The sequence below is a fragment of the Candidatus Bathyarchaeota archaeon genome (genome assembly GCA_026014745.1).
In the GTDB taxonomy this organism is placed as follows: Archaea; Thermoproteota; Bathyarchaeia; order Bathyarchaeales; family Bathycorpusculaceae; genus Bathycorpusculum.
In genome coordinates this window covers 337,943-356,226 of record JAOZHS010000002.1, presented here as the reverse complement: position 1 = coordinate 356,226, position 18,284 = coordinate 337,943, and the positions used below count along the sequence as shown (strand labels likewise).

General features: G+C 38.9%; 12 protein-coding genes. All 12 read left to right on the top strand.

Annotation, left to right across the window (positions count from 1 at the left end; translation table 11 throughout):
- Positions 1-3 precede the first annotated feature (3 nt).
- On the top strand, positions 4-2,706 hold the full coding sequence (locus tag NWE92_08540) for an alpha-(1->3)-arabinofuranosyltransferase family protein (protein MCW4029679.1): 2,703 nt from the start codon (positions 4-6) through the stop codon (positions 2,704-2,706).
- A gap of 165 nt (positions 2,707-2,871) precedes the next feature.
- On the top strand, positions 2,872-3,294 hold the full coding sequence (locus NWE92_08535; protein ID MCW4029678.1) for a hypothetical protein: 423 nt from the start codon (positions 2,872-2,874) through the stop codon (positions 3,292-3,294).
- A 218-nt stretch (positions 3,295-3,512) separates the two neighbouring features.
- Positions 3,513-4,505, top strand: coding sequence for a glycosyltransferase family 2 protein (locus NWE92_08530; GenBank protein MCW4029677.1), 993 nt, complete (start codon positions 3,513-3,515; stop codon positions 4,503-4,505).
- Positions 4,502-5,422, top strand: coding sequence for an NAD(P)-dependent oxidoreductase (locus tag NWE92_08525; protein MCW4029676.1), 921 nt, complete (start codon positions 4,502-4,504; stop codon positions 5,420-5,422). The genes NWE92_08530 and NWE92_08525 overlap by 4 nt, the downstream gene beginning before the upstream one ends.
- Positions 5,423-5,444: 22 nt before the next feature.
- Positions 5,445-6,446 carry an NAD-dependent epimerase/dehydratase family protein gene (locus NWE92_08520; protein MCW4029675.1) on the top strand — a complete coding sequence of 334 codons (1,002 nt, stop codon included), beginning with the start codon at positions 5,445-5,447 and terminating at the stop codon, positions 6,444-6,446.
- A gap of 12 nt (positions 6,447-6,458) precedes the next feature.
- Entirely contained in the window at positions 6,459-7,679 is a 1,221-nt protein-coding gene (locus tag NWE92_08515) for a glycosyltransferase family 4 protein (GenBank protein MCW4029674.1), read from the top strand.
- Positions 7,680-7,733: 54 nt separating this feature from the next.
- The gene (locus tag NWE92_08510) at positions 7,734-8,903 is read left to right on the top strand and encodes a glycosyltransferase (GenBank protein ID MCW4029673.1); all 1,170 of its coding nucleotides are present in this window, start codon (positions 7,734-7,736) and stop codon (positions 8,901-8,903) included.
- 193 nt (positions 8,904-9,096) lie between these two features.
- Complete coding sequence (locus NWE92_08505) at positions 9,097-10,314, top strand: glycosyltransferase family 4 protein (protein MCW4029672.1); 1,218 nt, start codon at positions 9,097-9,099, stop codon at positions 10,312-10,314.
- A gap of 4 nt (positions 10,315-10,318) precedes the next feature.
- On the top strand, positions 10,319-11,455 hold the full coding sequence (locus NWE92_08500; GenBank protein ID MCW4029671.1) for a glycosyltransferase family 4 protein: 1,137 nt from the start codon (positions 10,319-10,321) through the stop codon (positions 11,453-11,455).
- A gap of 9 nt (positions 11,456-11,464) precedes the next feature.
- Positions 11,465-12,577, top strand: a complete 1,113-nt coding sequence (locus NWE92_08495) for a glycosyltransferase family 4 protein (protein ID MCW4029670.1) — start codon at positions 11,465-11,467, stop codon at positions 12,575-12,577.
- A 29-nt stretch (positions 12,578-12,606) separates the two neighbouring features.
- A complete protein-coding gene (locus NWE92_08490) occupies positions 12,607-13,797 on the top strand; it encodes a glycosyltransferase family 4 protein (protein MCW4029669.1) in 1,191 nt (396 codons plus the stop codon).
- Between the two features lie 116 nt (positions 13,798-13,913).
- Entirely contained in the window at positions 13,914-18,092 is a 4,179-nt protein-coding gene (locus NWE92_08485) for a hypothetical protein (GenBank protein ID MCW4029668.1), read from the top strand.
- Positions 18,093-18,284 lie beyond the last annotated feature (192 nt).

The window sequence follows — 18,284 nt, the reverse complement described above, 5'->3', positions numbered from 1 at the left end:
CTTTTGGCAGTCCTTATCATAGTCCTCTTAGGGCTTATCCCCCTCTTTTGGTTCCAACCTGGATTCATTATAAGCAACGGCGACAGTTACCCAAACTACATAAACTTCCAAAAAACCCTAAACACCGCAAGATACCTGTGGTCTCCCAATCCAATGGGCACCGCCGATTTAACCCCCGCCTACATAATCTACGAGTACATAGCAGTTTCCTTGCACTCCTTTGGGCTAAACGTCAACGCCATCCAGATCGTTTTTCAAATCTTCTTTTTAATCGGTGCAGGGCTTTCAATGCTTTATCTCACAAAATCCCTCTACCCCGCCCTGCAGGTAGCTCCGTTAATCGCAAGCATATTTTACATGTTTAATTTTTTCGTAATGCAAAGCCGACTAAATCTGGGCTTGGCTTGGACTTACACCTTTATCCCACTGCTCGTTGCATTGCTAATTAATGCAGTGGCTGCCGCTTACTCCCAAAAAAATCGACATGCAAACCGGCTGATTATCTGTTTAGCGATCACTTCAATGATCGCCTTCTCGGTGGCAAGCATAAATCCCACAAACATTGTTCTAATGCTAATCGCATTATTCCTCGTAGTACTATACGATTTAATAAAATACCGAAAACAACTACGCCCTCTACTTGTAACTATAGGAAAAATCGCCTTAACCGCCATCCCCCTTAACATATGGTGGCTTCTGCCTTTCCTCAACGTCTATCTTTTTTCTCCACACGCCCTCAATTCCACAATAAACATCGGCAGTTGGAGTTGGACCCAAGAACGGTCCTCTTTCCTCAACCTGTTTTGGCTAAACGGCATCTGGAGTTGGCTCCCCGACTACGTCCCCTACCTCTACTCATATTCCAGCCCCTTAGTAATCTCTCAGTATACCTCCCTAGCAGTCGGTGCACAAGCCCCGCCGTTCCAACCTATCCTTGCCATACTGGTCTTTGTGCCCTTCATTTTGGCAGCAACCGCGTTACTCTTTAAAACCGACAAATCAAAACTCAACGTGTGCCTAATGGCGGGTATCCTCGTTTTTCTGTTCCTCGCAAAAGGCATCCATGAACCTTTGAGCGACGCTTTGCTGTATCAACTGCCACTAATGAATATGTTCCGAGAACCCACCACTAAATTCACACTACTGATGGTCCTTTTCTTGGCGCCACTAATCGGCTTTAGCACCGCGAAACTAGCTAACTTAACGGTTAAAAAACGCAGGCGCCTAGTAAAAGTCGGGGTTCCTGTTTTTTTGGCAGCAATACTGCTGATTGCAGTTTATCCCATGCTTCTTAACCCTCTTGAAACCAAAACGCAGGATTTCCCCTATTCCTCATATGTAGCCATTCCCAATTACTGGTATGACGCGGCGTCTTGGATAAATAGCCAAACCGGCGACTACAAAGTACTCTTTAGTCCTCTGGATGATTTCTACCAAATGCCCTACACTTGGGGCTATTACGGAATCGACCAACTGCTTGTATCATTAATTGACAAGCCAGTAGTGTCTTCCGATTACCTCTACAGTTACGTTTTAAAACCCGAATCGGTAACCGCTCTAAACCAACTGTCCCAATCGACAATTAACAACAACCAAACCACCTTTAGACTCCTGCTGGACTCACTAAACATCAAATACATACTTCAACGAAACGATGTCAACGTAACAAACAGAAATATGCCGTCACCTGAAAAAATGGCTGACTTCTTCTCAGAACAACCTTATCTTCATTTAATAAAATCCTTCGGAGAACTCGACATTTACGAATACGACGCGGCTAAACCACTCGTGTATGTTCTCCCCACTTCAGAATTTAACCAAACCAGCATAACAATCGAAACCCTCAACGAGACCGCTGCCTTCTGGAATTTCAATTCTCCCCAAGCCCTGCAAGAGTGGACAAATAAATCAAATTATAACAGCTATCCGAGCGCCTACGGGGTAACAGAAATCACGGCAGATAACGGTTCACTTAAAGTAAACCTCTGGAATACACCCCTTCACTGGGAAATAATCGGTTCCCCCACTATCCCCGTTGTATATGGAACTACTTATGACGTTCAAGCAGACGTTAAAGGACAAGGCTACTATCAAGCCTACCTGCGCGTTTTTGAGTACGCATCAAACGGGTCCCTTCTAAGCTACGTCGCCACATCGGAAACCACCCAAGGCAAATCTAATTGGACTACCCCAAAACTACAATTCAGCCCCTCAAACATATACACAAAAAACATTCAAGTACAAATATGGTGTTCAGGTCTAATCGTTGACTCTCCAGTCAAAAATACCCTTTGGATAAACAACGTTAACGTGACTTCCCATACCAAACAACTTGTTACAAAAAACCTTGACCAACTCTACAACGTTAACCCAAACTCGACCGTATCACTTATACAATACCAAAACATCAACCCCGCAGAAATGAAACTAACCATAAACGCCACAGATCCCTTTGTTATAGTGACCAGTCAATCCTTAGATAGCTCTTGGATTGCCAAATACGATGGTCAACAAACTACTGCTACGCCCCTATACCTTGGTTTAACAGGCTTCTTCATAAACTCTACAGGGCAATTCGAAGTAACCATTTCTTATCAGCCCCAATCTTGGTTTTACGTTTTTTGCATAATTTCAATAATCACGTTAATTCTATGTGTCACCTATCTCGTTGGTTCCTACTTAACACAGCTGAAACGCTTTTTTTGAATTCACTAAATCAGCGTAAAATCCGCATAATTTAACAAGTGACCATAAGTTAACTTGACTAAATAGTAAGTGTGCGTTTGTCCTTTTAGTGTGCAAGCTTTTATATCTAACATAGCGCGTTTATCCTTTCTAATTACTTGTGACGAGAGAGGGTATGAAAACAGGGTGATACGGTCCGTATTGCATGTTAAAGAAAAAATCTTTAAGCGTGCAAGCCCCCCTGAAGCAAACAGTCCAAGTCAGGTTTTCATATCCACCGCAAAGTTTTCTCAACTTAAAAGAACAGCTCTACGTCGCCGCATTTGGTTTAGAGCCTTAAACGCGCTTGAAAGAGGCATATTCGACCTCACACTCCGGTACGTTGACAACATAAGAAGCCCAAAGCTGGCCAAAATACTGACGGCCATAATAGAAAAACTGCAGCAGACCATGGAAAACACGATAGACAAACTGACACGCACTGTAGGCGCGCCTTTAGCTCAAAAAATCAGTAGCATAGCGGTAAATTGGGGTAACAAAACTGCAAAAAGCTGGGCATCCGACCAATCGTTTGCAGTTTTCTTAGCTGTTACACACAAATACACATAGCCAATCGCTTAACGGTATTAACTGATATGACACCTGCTGATTTGGTCACTGAGCTTCCCTCGAACATAGGAATACAATATGGAACGTTCCCCTTCAGAAGTATCGGTGAAAGACACACAAATAACCCAAAAGCTAAAATGTTAAAAGTCATCACACAGCAAATATCTCTGAAAGATGGCTTGCAACCGCTAATTGAAGACAACAAGGTGCTAAACTGATTGGTCGAAATACAAGCAAACGGGGCGGCACTAAATAACTTTGATGCTGTTAGTGGTGGTTTGCTAGTAATTGCCGGAATCCCCGCTTATAATGAAGAAAAAACAATTGCGCGAGTTGTCTTAGGCGCCCAAAAATACGCACACATCGTTGTTGTATGTGATGACGGCTCAGCTGACATGACTAGCGAAATAGCCGAACGGCTAGGTGCAGTTGTCATTCGTCATGAAAAAAACTTGGGATATGGCGCAGCTTTACAAAGCCTGTTTAAACGCGCCAAAGAATTAAACGCTGACGTTCTGGTTACTTTGGATTCCGACGGACAACATGACCCCTCGGAAATACCTCAATTAATTAAACCCATAGAAGATGGCGTGGCTGAAGTGGTTCTTGGCAGCAGATTCAAGGCAGATAGCGGAACAGCTGATATGCCAAAGTATAGAAAATTCGGTATTCAGGTTATCACAAAATTAGCTAACACCTCAAGTAGTAATGGCGGAGGTAATGTTAGTGACGCCCAGAGCGGCTTTAGAGCTTATGGTAAATCTGCTTTAGATCAATTATCGATGTATGAAACTGGTATGAGCGCCAGTGTAGAGTTGTTACGTGCAATTAACAAGGCTGGGTTGCGTGTTTATGAGGTTCCTATTTCCTGCAAGTATGCCACCAGCGTAGGTGCCAAGACTTCTACTGAAAATCCGTTTACTCACGGCATTGGACTTGTAATGTCCCTTGTTAAACTTGTCGTAGAAGAACGTCCTCTTCCATTTCTTGGAATTCCCGGTGCTATTTCCATTATCATAGGTGTCTCTTTTGGTCTTTGGTTGCTAGACATGTTTATAAAAACTAGAGAAATCGTTACCAACGTTGCATTAGCATCAATAGCCTTTCTCTTAATAGGGTTCTTTCTAACATTGACTGCTATAATCCTATATGCGATTACACGTTTGGCTAACAAATTTAATCATAGTAATCAAAAGCGTGAACTCATATGAAAAAACAGAAGGTATTAGTAACCGGCGGTTCGGGTTTTATCGGCTCGAATCTTATTCGTGAACTAAATAATCGTGGATACGAGACTTGGGCCTGTGACATCATGCACTCTTGGCAACCTAACTACATACGTTGTGACGTAAGTAAATTTAGCCAAGTGGAACGAATGTTTTCAGAGCACAAGTTTGACTACGTTTATCATGCTGCCGCCGAATACGGTCGGTGGAACGGTGAAGATTATTACGAAAATCTGTGGGCTACCAATGCAACTGGAACCAAAAATATTCTAAGGCTGCAGGAAAAACAAAAATTTCGAATGATTTTCTTTGGCAGTGCAGAAGTTTATGGCGATTATGACGGTGTAATGCGGGAAGATGTTATGGATAATATTCCCATCAAACAAATGAATGATTATGCCATTTCGAAATGGGTAAATGAGTTACAGATTCTCAATTCAGCGGCCATGTTTGGAACCGAAACTGTCAGGATGCGCTTATTTAATGTCTATGGTGTCGGTGAGCATTATACGCCATATCGCGGATGGATACCTAAATTTATCTACAAAGCGATGCATAATGAACCATACACTGTATTTTTAGGACATAAACGCACGTTAGAATATGTTGAAGACCTCTGTAGGGCGTTTGCAAACATAATTGGCAATTTTAAGTCAGGTGAAGTCTACAACTTTGGTGGCGAAACGCAATACGATATCAAGTATGTTTCCGACTTGATATTACAAAACCTCGGTAAGGATGATTCAAAGGTAATCTATAAAGAAAGTGAACCCTTCACAACAAAAATAAAAACTCCTGATGCATCAAAAGCAAGAAAAGACTTAGATTTCAAATTGTCAGTGCTTCCCGAGGAAGGTATGCGAAGAACTGTTGAGTGGTTTAAAAAATTATATGGTGAATAAGCCAATTATGGAGATAAATAGTTTGAGCAAAGTACAAGAAAACTTTGAAAATAAAACAATACTAGTTACTGGTGGCGCTGGGGCAATAGGATCCAACTTAGTTAAAACTCTTTGCAACTTGCCAACCAAAAAAATAATCATTTTAGATGATTTATCCTCTTCTTATGAATGGAATATCCCTATCCACCCAAAAGTTTCCTTTATTAATGGCAGTATTCTCGACGACGAGAAGTTAAAATGGGCTTTTAAGGAAAAACCGCAGATTATTTATCATTTAGCTGCCCATTTTGCAAACCAAAACTCTGTGGATAATCCTGAAACCGACTTAATGGTTAACGGTATGGGTATTCTAAAGGTTTTAGAGTATGCGCAATTAGTGAATGTTGAACGGTTTATTTACTCCTCTTCTGGTTGCGGTATCTACGGGTCTGACTCGAAAATTCCCTTCAAAGAACATGATGCTTCAATGCGGCTCTATACGCCTTACCAAGTTACCAAAATGATTGGAGAATTATATACCAATTATTTTTATAATCTATATCATTTGCCCATTGTAAATGCACGCTTTTTTAACATGTACGGTCCAGGTGAAGTGCCTGGAAAATATCGTAATGTTATTCCCAATTTCTTCTATTGGGCAATGAATAATATGCCTCTCCCAATTACAGGCACTGGCGATGAGACACGCGATTTCACTTACGTTGGTGATTTGGTTAATGGTTTACTGGCGATGGCTTTCTATAAAGACGCAATAGGTGAAGCAATAAATCTGGGGACTGGACGAGAAATATCTGTTAGCTACCTTGCAGAGCAGATACTAAAAATAACTGGTAGTTCTGCGGGTATTGTCTATAAGGAACGTAGAGATTGGGATAAAAAAACACGTTTGCTAGCTTGTACAGATAAAGCTAAGAAAATATTAAATTACGAGCCCAAAGTGACATTTGAAGATGGTCTTAAAAATATTCACAAATGGTTTGGCGATAACTGGGATAACATCAAGCGCTCTCAAGATTTCTTTTAATTTCTGATATTAATGAAAGTCCTGTTGATTGCGCAGTATTTCCCTCCCGATATGGGCGGTGGAGCCACAAGAGCAAGTAACCTTGCTCATGGCCTCACAACAGCCGGTTGTGATGTTACTGTTCTTACCGCTTTTCCTCACTATCCAAAAGGGATTATCCCCCAAAAATACAAACGTCATTTATTAAAAATTGAATACGATGGGTCAATTCGAATAATTAGAACCTTTGTCCCTCCTGTAGCCTCAGAAGGTATTGCCAAACGAGTCATTCTTTTTTCCTCGTTTATTATCTCTTCCATTCTTGCTCTTCCACTCATAGGAAAGCCATGCGTAATCTTCGCCTCAAACCCAAATATTCTCTCAATGGCTCCAAGTTTATTCTATAAATTTTTTACTAAAGCACCACTTGTCCAAAACGTTGATGACCTTTGGCCCGAGGCCCTATTTGATTTAGGGTTAGATGCAACGTCGCCACTTGCACGCATAGGCGAAACATCCGCGAAGATCGCTTACAAATCAGCTTCAGCTATAGTTGCAATTAGCCCTGCCTATGTGGATGTCATAGAATCTAAATATTCCACTCCAACTGAAAAAATTATGGTTGTCCCCGCTGGCGTAAACCTAAAAATGTTCGATATTGCCAATTCTAAAACCCGCAAAACCGCTGATGAACCCTTCACGGTTTTATACATCGGTGCATTTTCACCGGCATACGATTTTGAACAAATTTTTAAAGCATCAAAACTACTGTCCCGCTATTCGACTATCCACTTTGTCATTCAAGGCGGTGGAGAACTGGCCGTAGAACTGCGGACAAAAGTACGGGAGCATCAACTCAAAAATGTAGAAATTGTCGACCGCATAATTAGCCGCCAAGACGTTGCGCAGGTGATGAGTAACGCTGATGCCCTCATATTACCTTTGAACGGTGCAGGTTCAATTGAGATGGGCATTTCTTCAAAACTTTATGAATACCAAGCCGTAGGAAAACCAATACTTTGTTGTTCAAGAGGTCAACCGGGAAAATATATTTCGAAAAGCAACTCCGGAATTATTATACAACCAGGCGATTACCAAGCTTTAGCCCAAGCAATTTTAACTCTAAAAGAAAACCCGCAATATGCACAAGAACTTGGGAATAACGGCAAAGATTATGTTAACAAGCATGTTTCTTTAGAAAAAATTGGTTTTCAACTCAAACAGATATTCGAGTCATTGAATAAACCAAACTAAATATTCTCGAAATTACACACTAAAAAACTGATTTCACTTACCCCGCTGACAAACATGAACATACTTCAAGTAATTCCTGTTTTTAATCCTCCAGAATTCTTTGGCGGATCACAACAAGTTGTTTATCAAATATCAAAAGAACTCTCTAAAAGAGGTCATGAAGTGACCGTTTTTTGTTCAGATGCAAAAAGGAGTAATCTAAAAGAAAGTACCGAAAACAAAACCGAGACATTTGAGGGCATAAATGTGCGCCATTTTGATAACAAGTACCCCTTTCTTTCAGATAAATTTGGGTTTTTTTATACTCCCGCAATAAAAAAAGCCTTTTCTGATCAAAAATTTGATTTAATCCATCTTCATGAACTAAGAGGGTACCAACACATTGTCGCTTTCAAATTTGCAAAAGAAACGAATGTTCCTTACATTATTCAAGCGCACGGCATCTTGGGTCAAAGTAATTCAGCGTCTAGAAAAATATTTGATTTTTTTTATGGGCGTGAAATATTATTTAATGCTCAAGCTGTTTTGGCCCTTAACAAAAAAGAGCAGGAACAATATACCCGTGCAGGTGTTCCTATAGGAAAAACGTGTATCATCCCTAACGGTCTTAACCTTTCTGAATATGCGCAAATGCCAGCAAAGGGCGTTTTCAAACGGAAATATCACATTGCTGAAAAAGAACAGGTTATTCTCTATTTAGGTCGTATACATCGTGTCAAAGGTTTGGATGTACTTGTCAAATCCTTTGCTAAAGTTCTAAACCAAAAAAATAATGTTACGCTTGTAATAGCTGGTGGGGATGATGGTTTTCTTAATCAACTTATGTCCCTCATTGCTTCCTTTAACATATTGAATAAAGTTGTATTTACTGGGCCACTATCTGGTGCTGATAAGAAGGAAGCGTTGGTTGATGCCGATTTATTTGTTCTGCCTTCTTGGTATGAAATGTTTCCTATGGCTTTACTTGAGGCATATGCATGCGGCAAAAAGGTCGTTTCCTCGGAGTTTGAAGGGATTCATGATTTTGTACCTAATTCAACTGCAATGCTCTTTAAACCCGGCGATGTTGATCAGTTAAGTGACGTAATATTATCTGCATTAAAAAATGATGCTGATATGTGTCTAAATGCCTCGAAATTCGTAAGTATTTATGATATTTCAAACATTTGCACTCAAATCGAAGATGTTTATAAGAGTGTAATTGCAGAAACTAAAAATTCTTGAGCAGGTAAAATTGTCGAGACGCATTATTGACCTCTTAAAATTCATTGAATTCTCCAAGTTTCTAAACCGAAAGAGCGAAAACATAAGGTATGATCATGATCCATCATTATCCAGTGCCGCTTTGTAAGCGTCCCATGGATTGTCTTCTTAATTATCAGCTAATTGTACACGCTGGAAAGGTAATCTGAAAAGTATGAAAATACTACTTGTCACCCCAATCCTTGACCCCAAAAACGTTTGGGCAGGTTCTCATAGAGTCGTTTATGATACAGCAAATTTTTTGCTAAAAAACGGTCATGACGTTGTAGTGCTAACCTCAGATATGATAAATACAGGTACAAGACTCAAACAAGATACTGCTGATTTAGGTGTTCTTCCTTTATCGTCTAGAATAATTCGAACAAAAACTTTGAGCCGTATGTTTACACGAGCTACCAGTTTAACATTATCTATAGATACTATACGCTTCATTAAAAGTCAAATCAAAAATTTTGATGTCATTCACGGACACGAATACCTGACCTTTGAAAACATAGTTATCCATTACTATGCCAAAAAATATAATGTTCCTTACGTGATTTCAGCTCACGGTTCATTAATACACTTTGGAAAAAAAATTAGAAAACGTCTTTTTGATCTAACTTTTGGTTATCATATATTAAAAGACGCATCGGCTGTGATTGCCCTCACTGATTTAGAATCTCAGCAATATCGGAACGTAGGTGTACCTGATAATCTAATCAAAATTGTGCCAAACGGTTTGGATTTAGCTGCCTATACAGATTTACCTCCAAAAGGATCGTTTAAAAAGAAATTCAACATTGCCCCCGAGGATAATATAATCTTATATTTAGGTCGAATCAACGAAATCAAAGGTTTGTCTTTTCTGGTTAAGGCTTTCTCAAATTTGATAACGAACTCAAAAGAGAAAAATATCCGTTTAGTAATAATCGGCGCAGACGATGGATATTTAAAAGAATTGACTATTTTGATAAACTCTCTTAATCTATCCGAATTTGTTGTAATAACTGGTTTATTACCTAGCGAGTTCGATAAAAAAGCTGCCTTTGTTGATTCTGTTGTATGTATTTACCCCGGTAAATTTGAACCATTTGGATTAGTATCTTTAGAGGCTGCCGCATGCGGTCTTCCCGTTATTGTAATTTCTGAAACCCCCATGGCGCGTCATGTAAAAGATGGGGATTTTGGATTTGCTATCAATTACGACGATATTCCTGCTATGGTAAATTCAATTAAGTGTCTCTTAGTTGATCCAGCACGCTCAAAAGTGATGGGTGCAAATGGTCGATTCTTTGTCTTCAAAAATTTTGGTTGGGCAACAATCGTTGAAACCCTGGAAAACATTTATCAGCAATGCTCCAAAAACAAAAAAAATCTCTTAACATCGTGATAATATGTCAATGCCTTTAAGGATTTTATTCGTCGGTTCTTCTGCAGGAGTTGGTCTTTCATACCATCTTAGTTCTATCTCTGTAAATTTGCAGAATTCAGGTAACCAGGTAACAGTCATTTCTAGTCCCGGTGAACAAATACCTGACTTGTCTGCTTTATTAGAAAAAAACAATATCCCCAAACTTACCTGCCCATCTTTTGACAAACAATCTATTGTCGATGTTATACGGAGCATAGGCTTTCTAAAAAAAGCAATCAAAACTTATAAAATAGATGTTATTCATGCCCAGGGCGTTTTAGGCGCCTTTGAAGCGTATTTTGCAATAAAGTCTGCTCGAAAGAAAGTGGCTGTTGTTACCTCAGTGCATTTTGTGCCCATGGCGAATTCATCTAACAGGTTCAAATGGTCGACATTTGTTTCTATACTTAATCATTGTACAGATCTTGTGTTGCCTGTTTCATCTTTTACTGGTGATGCGCTTATAACACATGGGCTTAAACCCAAAAAACTGATTGTGCTGCATAATACTTTGGATCTAAAGACCTTTGATAAGGCGACATCTGAGCCTAGTCCAGTTAAAAAGACGGATTTTGGTATAAATATTGTTTGCGTAGGTAATCTTTCTCCCATAAAAGGGCAAGAATATTTGTTATTGGCTGCAGAGAAAATTTTGAAGTCCCGAAAAGCAACTTTTTATCTTGTTGGTAGCGGAGCCAGCGAAGAAAGTTTGAAAAAACTTGCCTTGAACTTAAAAATAGCAAACAATGTTGTTTTCACAGGTCGTATAAGCTGGCCTAATGTATATTCGGTGCTTGTTAATTTAGCTGATATTTGTGTTTTGCCTTCAGTAACCGAAAACTTCCCTTTTTACATTTTAGAATGCATGGCTGCCGGCAAACCTATTGTAGCGACAAATGTTGGGGGCGTTGCTGAAGCTATCACTGATGGTTCGACTGGTCTTCTTGTTCAGCCAAAAAACCCTGATGAACTTGCTGAAAAGATATCGTCTTTAATAGATGATGCTGAACTAAGGGAAAAATTAGGTTCATCAGCAAGAATTTATCTCGAGCGTAACTTCGATATTCCGATTTATCTTCAGAAAATTACTGAAATTTATAGAATAGCTTGTAGCATGTAAGTGGTTTTTATGAAGATCTGTTTTTTATCTCTGAATTCTTACCCTACTATTGCTGATCAACAAGATTCTGAATACGCCGGCGGAGCTGAAGTTGAACAGGTTATCTTAGGAAAAAAACTGTATGATAAAGGGTGTGCAATTGCCTTTGTAACTTATTGGCACGGCACAGAAAGAAAAGAAGTCATAAAGGGTATAGAAATTATAAAAACCTATAAACGAGATGCAGTAAGTCGAATTTCAAGTTTTAGAAAAGTTATCTCAATTTTCTCTGCTCTTAAAAAAGCAAATGCGGACGTTTACGTACATGAAGCAGGTTCAACTGGGGTATTGCCAATATTCTGTTTTATCTTTAGAAAGAAATTTGTTCATAGAATTGCAACGGACTCAATGGTTACTGGTGTCTCTCTTAATGGCAAAAAAAGCCTTATCGATAGTCTCTCAAGTTTAATTGAACTTAAACGTGCTGATTCAATTATTGCCCAGAGCAAATTCCAACAGTATATTTTAAAGAAACGCTTCAACCTAAGCAGTGTACTGATAAAAAATGGTTGTGAATTACCCAACGCTGAAAGTGAAAAATCGCAAGCTACGGCTTTATGGGTTGGAACTATCTCGTCAGTAAAGAATCCCCTATTGTATATTGAGGTCGCTAAGGCGTTGCCTTCTCTGCATTTTGAGATGATTGGCGGTAAAGGGGATCCTCCTGAATTATTTAGTATGGTTCAAGGCGTCGCCAAAGGTGTACCTAATCTGCATTTTAACGGGTTTGTTGCTCATTCAAAAATAGGTGAATACTTCAAAAACGCTTCTGTGCTTGTAAACACCTCCTCTATCGAAGGTTTTCCTAATACAATGTTGGAGGCTTGGACCTATTATCTGCCTGTGGTTAGTCTTCGAGTAGACCCCGACGGAATTATTTACCATAACCAGTTAGGTATGTGCTCTAAAAATTTCTCGCAGTTAGTAAAGGATGTGAGTAAATTGTTGCTTGATTATAATTTACGACTAAAATTGGGCACAAATGGCCGAAATTATGTTCTGAACAATCACGAAATTGGCAATATCGTCGGCGTATACTTAAACGTTTTCAACTCCTTGTGGCATAAGGCAGAGTCAAACTAATTAAACGCATCAAAAAAAGTCGAGATACTATGAAAGTTTCATTAATCTTAGGTTTTCCCAATCCTTTTGCTGGAGCAGCTTGGACTCGAATTCATTTTTTTGCAAATGACTGGTCTGGGCAAGGCCACAAAATTGACGTATTGGGAACTTTTACTCCATCAACGCTAAAACAGGCAGGTTCTAACTCTTCGTCCCCTAACATTGGTATCTACAATTTGGCATTTTACATAAGTTCTCATAGTCCATTTATATTTGCCCTTAACTGTGTATCCTCGTTTTTCAGCTCTTTCTTTTTCCTAGGTATTAAAAAACCGGATGTTGTAGTGATTTCTGTCCCTCCCGGCGACGTAGGCATCGGCGCTTTAGCCGCATGTAAACTACTGAGGATAAAAAATGTTATGGACTACCGAGATGAATGGGAAAATTTCAGCATAAATAATTCAAACGGCATTAACAAATTTTTTTATTCTATGGTCAAAAAAACCGCCTTTTCTATGTATCTCAAATCGAACTTAATGGTGGTCGTGACAAAAATTTATTATGAACAAATGCGCGGCAACGGCATATCGAAGGTAAAAATATTGCCCAACGGTGCTGATATTAAAACATTTAAACCGCTGCCTACGTTTGCATCTTCTGATAAAAAGTTAAATCTCATTTACTCTGGCGGAATAGGCTCTTATTATCGTTTGGATGTTGTTCTCAAATCCGTTAAGAGGTTAATAAATGGCTGTTATGATGTTCAACTGTTCATCGCTGGTCAGGGCGACACAAATAAGGTTATTGAGTTAGCCAAGGAACTGAGTATAAGCAACAAAATTATTTACCTTGGGGTAATAAGCGAGAAACAAAAATTAAACGATTTAATATCCTCCGCTGATGTAGGTATAATACCCTATGATGATAACCCGCTTTGGAAAAATTCTCTGCCTGCAAAATTCTTTGAATACTGCGCCTGCGGGAAACCTGTCGTGGCAACAGCATATCCTGATTCTTTATTAGCTCGAATAATACGCGATAATGAAATTGGCTTTGTTGTGGACCCATTAAATGATGAAGAATTGGCAAATGTTCTTTCCAAATTCGTCGCAGATGTCTCATTAAGAAAAACCGCGGGGCACAACGCTGAGATATTTGTCAAAAATAACTTTGACAGAAAGAAAATCTCTGAGTTATATCTTAACAATCTTAAAGACATATATCTTACAAGCGCTCATTAACGAACAATGTTTGGCAAAAAACATCCTGCAGTACATTTGTTAGCTCGACATTTAATATTCGACGATTTTGAGGGTTTCATACTTTCAAAAGCGAATCAAGCTGCGTGTGTATCTAAATGGTTAAATTGAATTCACGCGCGTTTTTTATAGTGCTTTTATGCATTTCAATTCTTTTTTCCTCTTTAACCCTCTGGCTTTTACAATCATGGGTTAAATATCCATTATTTGTTCTTGAAGTTGCCACAATTTTAGTTATTTATTTCATTTTCATAGGCAATGATGTTCGATTGAATTTAAAACAAAATAAGTTTAATTCGCTCCAAATTTCATACTTGTTGAGTTTTCTGTTAATAATCTTTGGCGTTATACTGCTTATTCTTCATTTATTATCTTTTGAGAATACTCTTCCTCAGCTTTTCCTGTCTTTATTCATTACCACTTTCCTTCCTGGGTTTGCTATTGTTAATATAGCTAAACTTCACCAGTATCTCACCAAACTTGAAGGTTTACTTCTTTCATATGTACTGAGCTTCGCAGTCACCGGTTTTCTTGCACTTATTCTTTTGTCCTTTGGTGAGCAAACTCGCATTATCGCCACTTTATCAGGGTATATCATTTTAGGTATAGTTTCAGTATACTGTCTATACATTCGTAAAACGTTCACCTTCTCGAAAGAACCGTCTTTCTCAAAATCTATTGACGTGTTTGCTTTGTTAATCGCGATTCTTTTCTTTGCGATTACTTTCTTTTCGATGTATCCCGGATTCGCATTGATGCCGGGAACCGATATAACTCGCCATTATAACTGGTGTTTGACTCTCAACAGATCGCCTCAACTGTACATTGGTTCCGCTTACTTGTTCAGTCATTTAAATCAGTCAACTTTCTTGGCTGTTTCTGATGCTCAATATCTTAGTAGTCAACTTGCCCAGTTATCTATCAATCTTCTGTTACCTGTGGCCTTCTATGTAATGGCGAAACGTTACCTAAATAATATCCACCCAAGTTTACCCTCTGTCGCCACCTTATTTTGGAGTTTATTCACAAATAGTTACGGAGGTTTTTCGTGGATATATTTAGCTTATCTAAAGCTTCAGGGCTCTACACTAACACAATTACAACTGCTGACTGCTGTTGCAGATAAGACTTACAATGGAACTTTGTATGGTCTTCTGGGATTATGGTATGTTCCGAGCACTGTTTCATTTTTGCTCTTAATTGCCGCGCTGTTTCTCCTCAGTAAAACTGATTTATCTTCCCGTTCATTCATTGCGCTTTTTTCAATAACTGTAACCATATTATACTTAACACATATCACTGAAGCAGTCGTTTTAGTTACCTTCTTGGCTGTTTATGGTATATTTGCTCGCAAATCACCCCTAAATATTTCAGGTGCCTTAAAAGGCGCTTTACTAGCCTTTTTAGTTATTCCTCTTGTGTATTACCTATTTTCGCTTTTTACCTCCCGTTTTATTTTCGACACGGCATTAATGGCATCTATCGCCTTGCCGCTTTTGGCAGTTATTCTTTCACTCTGCACTCGCGCCATCAAACTTCCAGAACTGAGTAAAAAAATCAAACCCTTACGTGAAACTCGTTGTAGCTTATTACGTTTGTCTGTGTATGCTCTGACATTTGTATATATTATCGCGTTGGTCTCTTGGCTCTTCTTTTTGAATAGTTTTCGGACTTCTCAGGTGGACAGTATTGGTTTGGTACCTTGGTTTGTTTATCCCTTTATCTTGGGTATCACTGGCTTACTTTCGGTGGCTGCAATTAACTTAGTTGTTAGAAAGCCTGATGAATATAATTCGCTTAAATTCTTTATTGCGTTTTTGTTTTTCGTTTTCTTGGCTGGAACACTGGTTTCAATAATGAATCTTTACTTTTTTAATGCCGGCTATTGGGAAAAGCGGTTTTTGTGGTTCATAAAAATACCTCTTGCGATTTTATCGCCTTTGCCTCTGCTGTTATTAATAAACAAATTAAAATTCACTTTTCCCTCAAGATATAAACTCATTTCGATAACTTTAATCGGTTTAGTTTGTTGTTACGGAATTTCTACAGCTTTCTTAAATGCTGAATATTGGTCACTTTCAAGCTCCGAAAGTACCCACTTTGCTACTTCGAACGAATCTTCTGCGATATCTTCTCTAAAAGACATTTTAAATCATGATCCGAATGCATGGGTGGCTACAGTAACGAGCACTTCAGGGGAAATGGTGACCTTAGCGGGTCCTCCTGATTCACTTGGGTTGAAGCAATTATTGTATAACGCTGCTTCTCAAGAATTAGCCCTAACTCAACTTTACCGTGCGTCAATGTATTCGCATGCATACCTGTATATCAATGCCCGTGACCAGGCATTCTTAGCGAATTATGGTGATGGCTTCCTTGCGAACTATCTTCCAACGCTTTCTAAATCTTATGAAAATTCCGAGGTTTCAATATATGCTGTTCCAGCTCTTTCTTATCCGCAATCAAATAGTGAAACAGCTTTAATTATCCCCTACGATCAATCACTTTCGATAGATAAAAATTTGGTCTATGATTCGCTTGCATATAACAATTTTAATTTTACAACAGTCTCCGACCTTGACCACGCTGCCCTTAATTATTCCACTTTAATAGTTCCTTTTGATCCTCCACGTGAAAATTATGTTGTACACACAATGGCTGATGCCTTTACGCGGGAAACATTAGAGGATTATTCTTCTCAAAAAGGAACGTGGGAACTTAAAAATCAGCAACTAATCGGAGGAAACGCAAGGGGTGATGAGGGCATAATTTTGTACCCAGTTACCGCAGACAATTTTTCAATCAGTGTTAATATTACTCCTTTGATTGGAAACTCTTCGATACTTAATTATGCGAGTATTGTTTATTCATGGGAAGACGCAAAAAACTACCGCTTGGCAGATGTATTTTTCAGTAATGACAATAATGTTTACCTTCTATACCGGGACTTCATTAACGGCGTAGAAAGAGCTTCACCATCTTGGCCCGGTCTTAAAACTAATGTCACTTGGGCATTTGAGGACACCTTTAACCTAAAATTAACCGTAAGTGGTGAGAATAGAGTAATGTCTTTGAACGGGACCAACTTAATTTCCCATACAAATAATGTAGCTGGACAAGTTGGAGTTCATTATAACAGATTTTTCCAAGTAGGGTTCGATGACTTTTTAGTTGAATACTATTCTACAACTTTTAGGCCAGTCACCGATTACTTGAACTACGTTCAATCGGGCGGTCACCTAATTATTCTGGACAAAACAGGAACTGGCTACTTTGCCCAAACTATGTTATCCTCTCCGGGAGACGTTGCTGACATCCAAACTATTAATGTAGTAAATGGCTCGAAATATTCACTACCTACTAAACTATCAATACCCGTTACTTCAGCAAATAGTGATACTACAGTTTTATGCTATTATGGTGATTCGGTTTCTCCTCTCTTGGTAGAAAAAGGTTATTCTTCGGGCGGGAACGTTTTGTACTTTAATTTAGCTCCAATTAATGATGCTATCTACAGTAGTAGCCAAAAATCTGAATGGTATAACGTTGTAACCAACATTCTCAAGACGAGTAATCTGCCTGAAATAGTGCGGACAAATCCTTTAAGCCAACTGAACGGTTACGCAAAATCGATAACCAGTGCAAACACCACTGTCCAAACTAATTCCGTCTTGTTTTCAGGTACTCAACATATTGGTGCTGTTAATGTTGCTTCTCAAAAGGGTCTTTCGGAATTTTTCAATGTGACGGCTGTTGAGTTGGCTAACTACTCAACTTGCTCTATTTTTTCATCCTCGATTGTAATCGATAGTGGTAGTGGTTTCTACTCTTTGCTCAGATTTAATGCCTCTTTTTCAATTAATGGTTTGGGTAACGCAACTTTAAAGATAACTACTGCTGATGGAAACATTACATATCTGGATGATGTACAAACGCTTTCGATTTTGCCTATTAATTCCCTTAATTTATATGCCCGAACGCCTGAGATAACTTCTCAGAACGTTACTTTCTCTAAATTATATCTGAATAATTATCCAAATCTCTCGGTTGAGGTTTACGGTCAAGATCTGTCCCTTACTGGTTTCACGCAGTTTACTGTTGCCATTTCCGATAATTACCAAGCCATTAGCGACTTAACTTTGCCACAATTTTCTGGAGATAATTCCCAAGCAACTCAGTACACTATTTTTTCAAATATGCCTATATTTTTCTTAATTTGTTTACTGTTGCTCCCTGTTGCTCTATTAATTTTGTTAGTTTTGAAAAAATTGGTGTGAGAATACGGGGGTCTTTTTTTGGGTGTCGCTGGAAGAAGTGGTGACGGTGGTGAAAATGGATACTATTATTGAACTTTCGATGTGCTGACATTGTATTGGTTAATGCTTTGCACTATAATTTAATGAATGTCGCTGTGACTGAAATTTAGGCTGGGTGCGTGCAGAACGCTGAATACTCGTTCTGACCGTGCT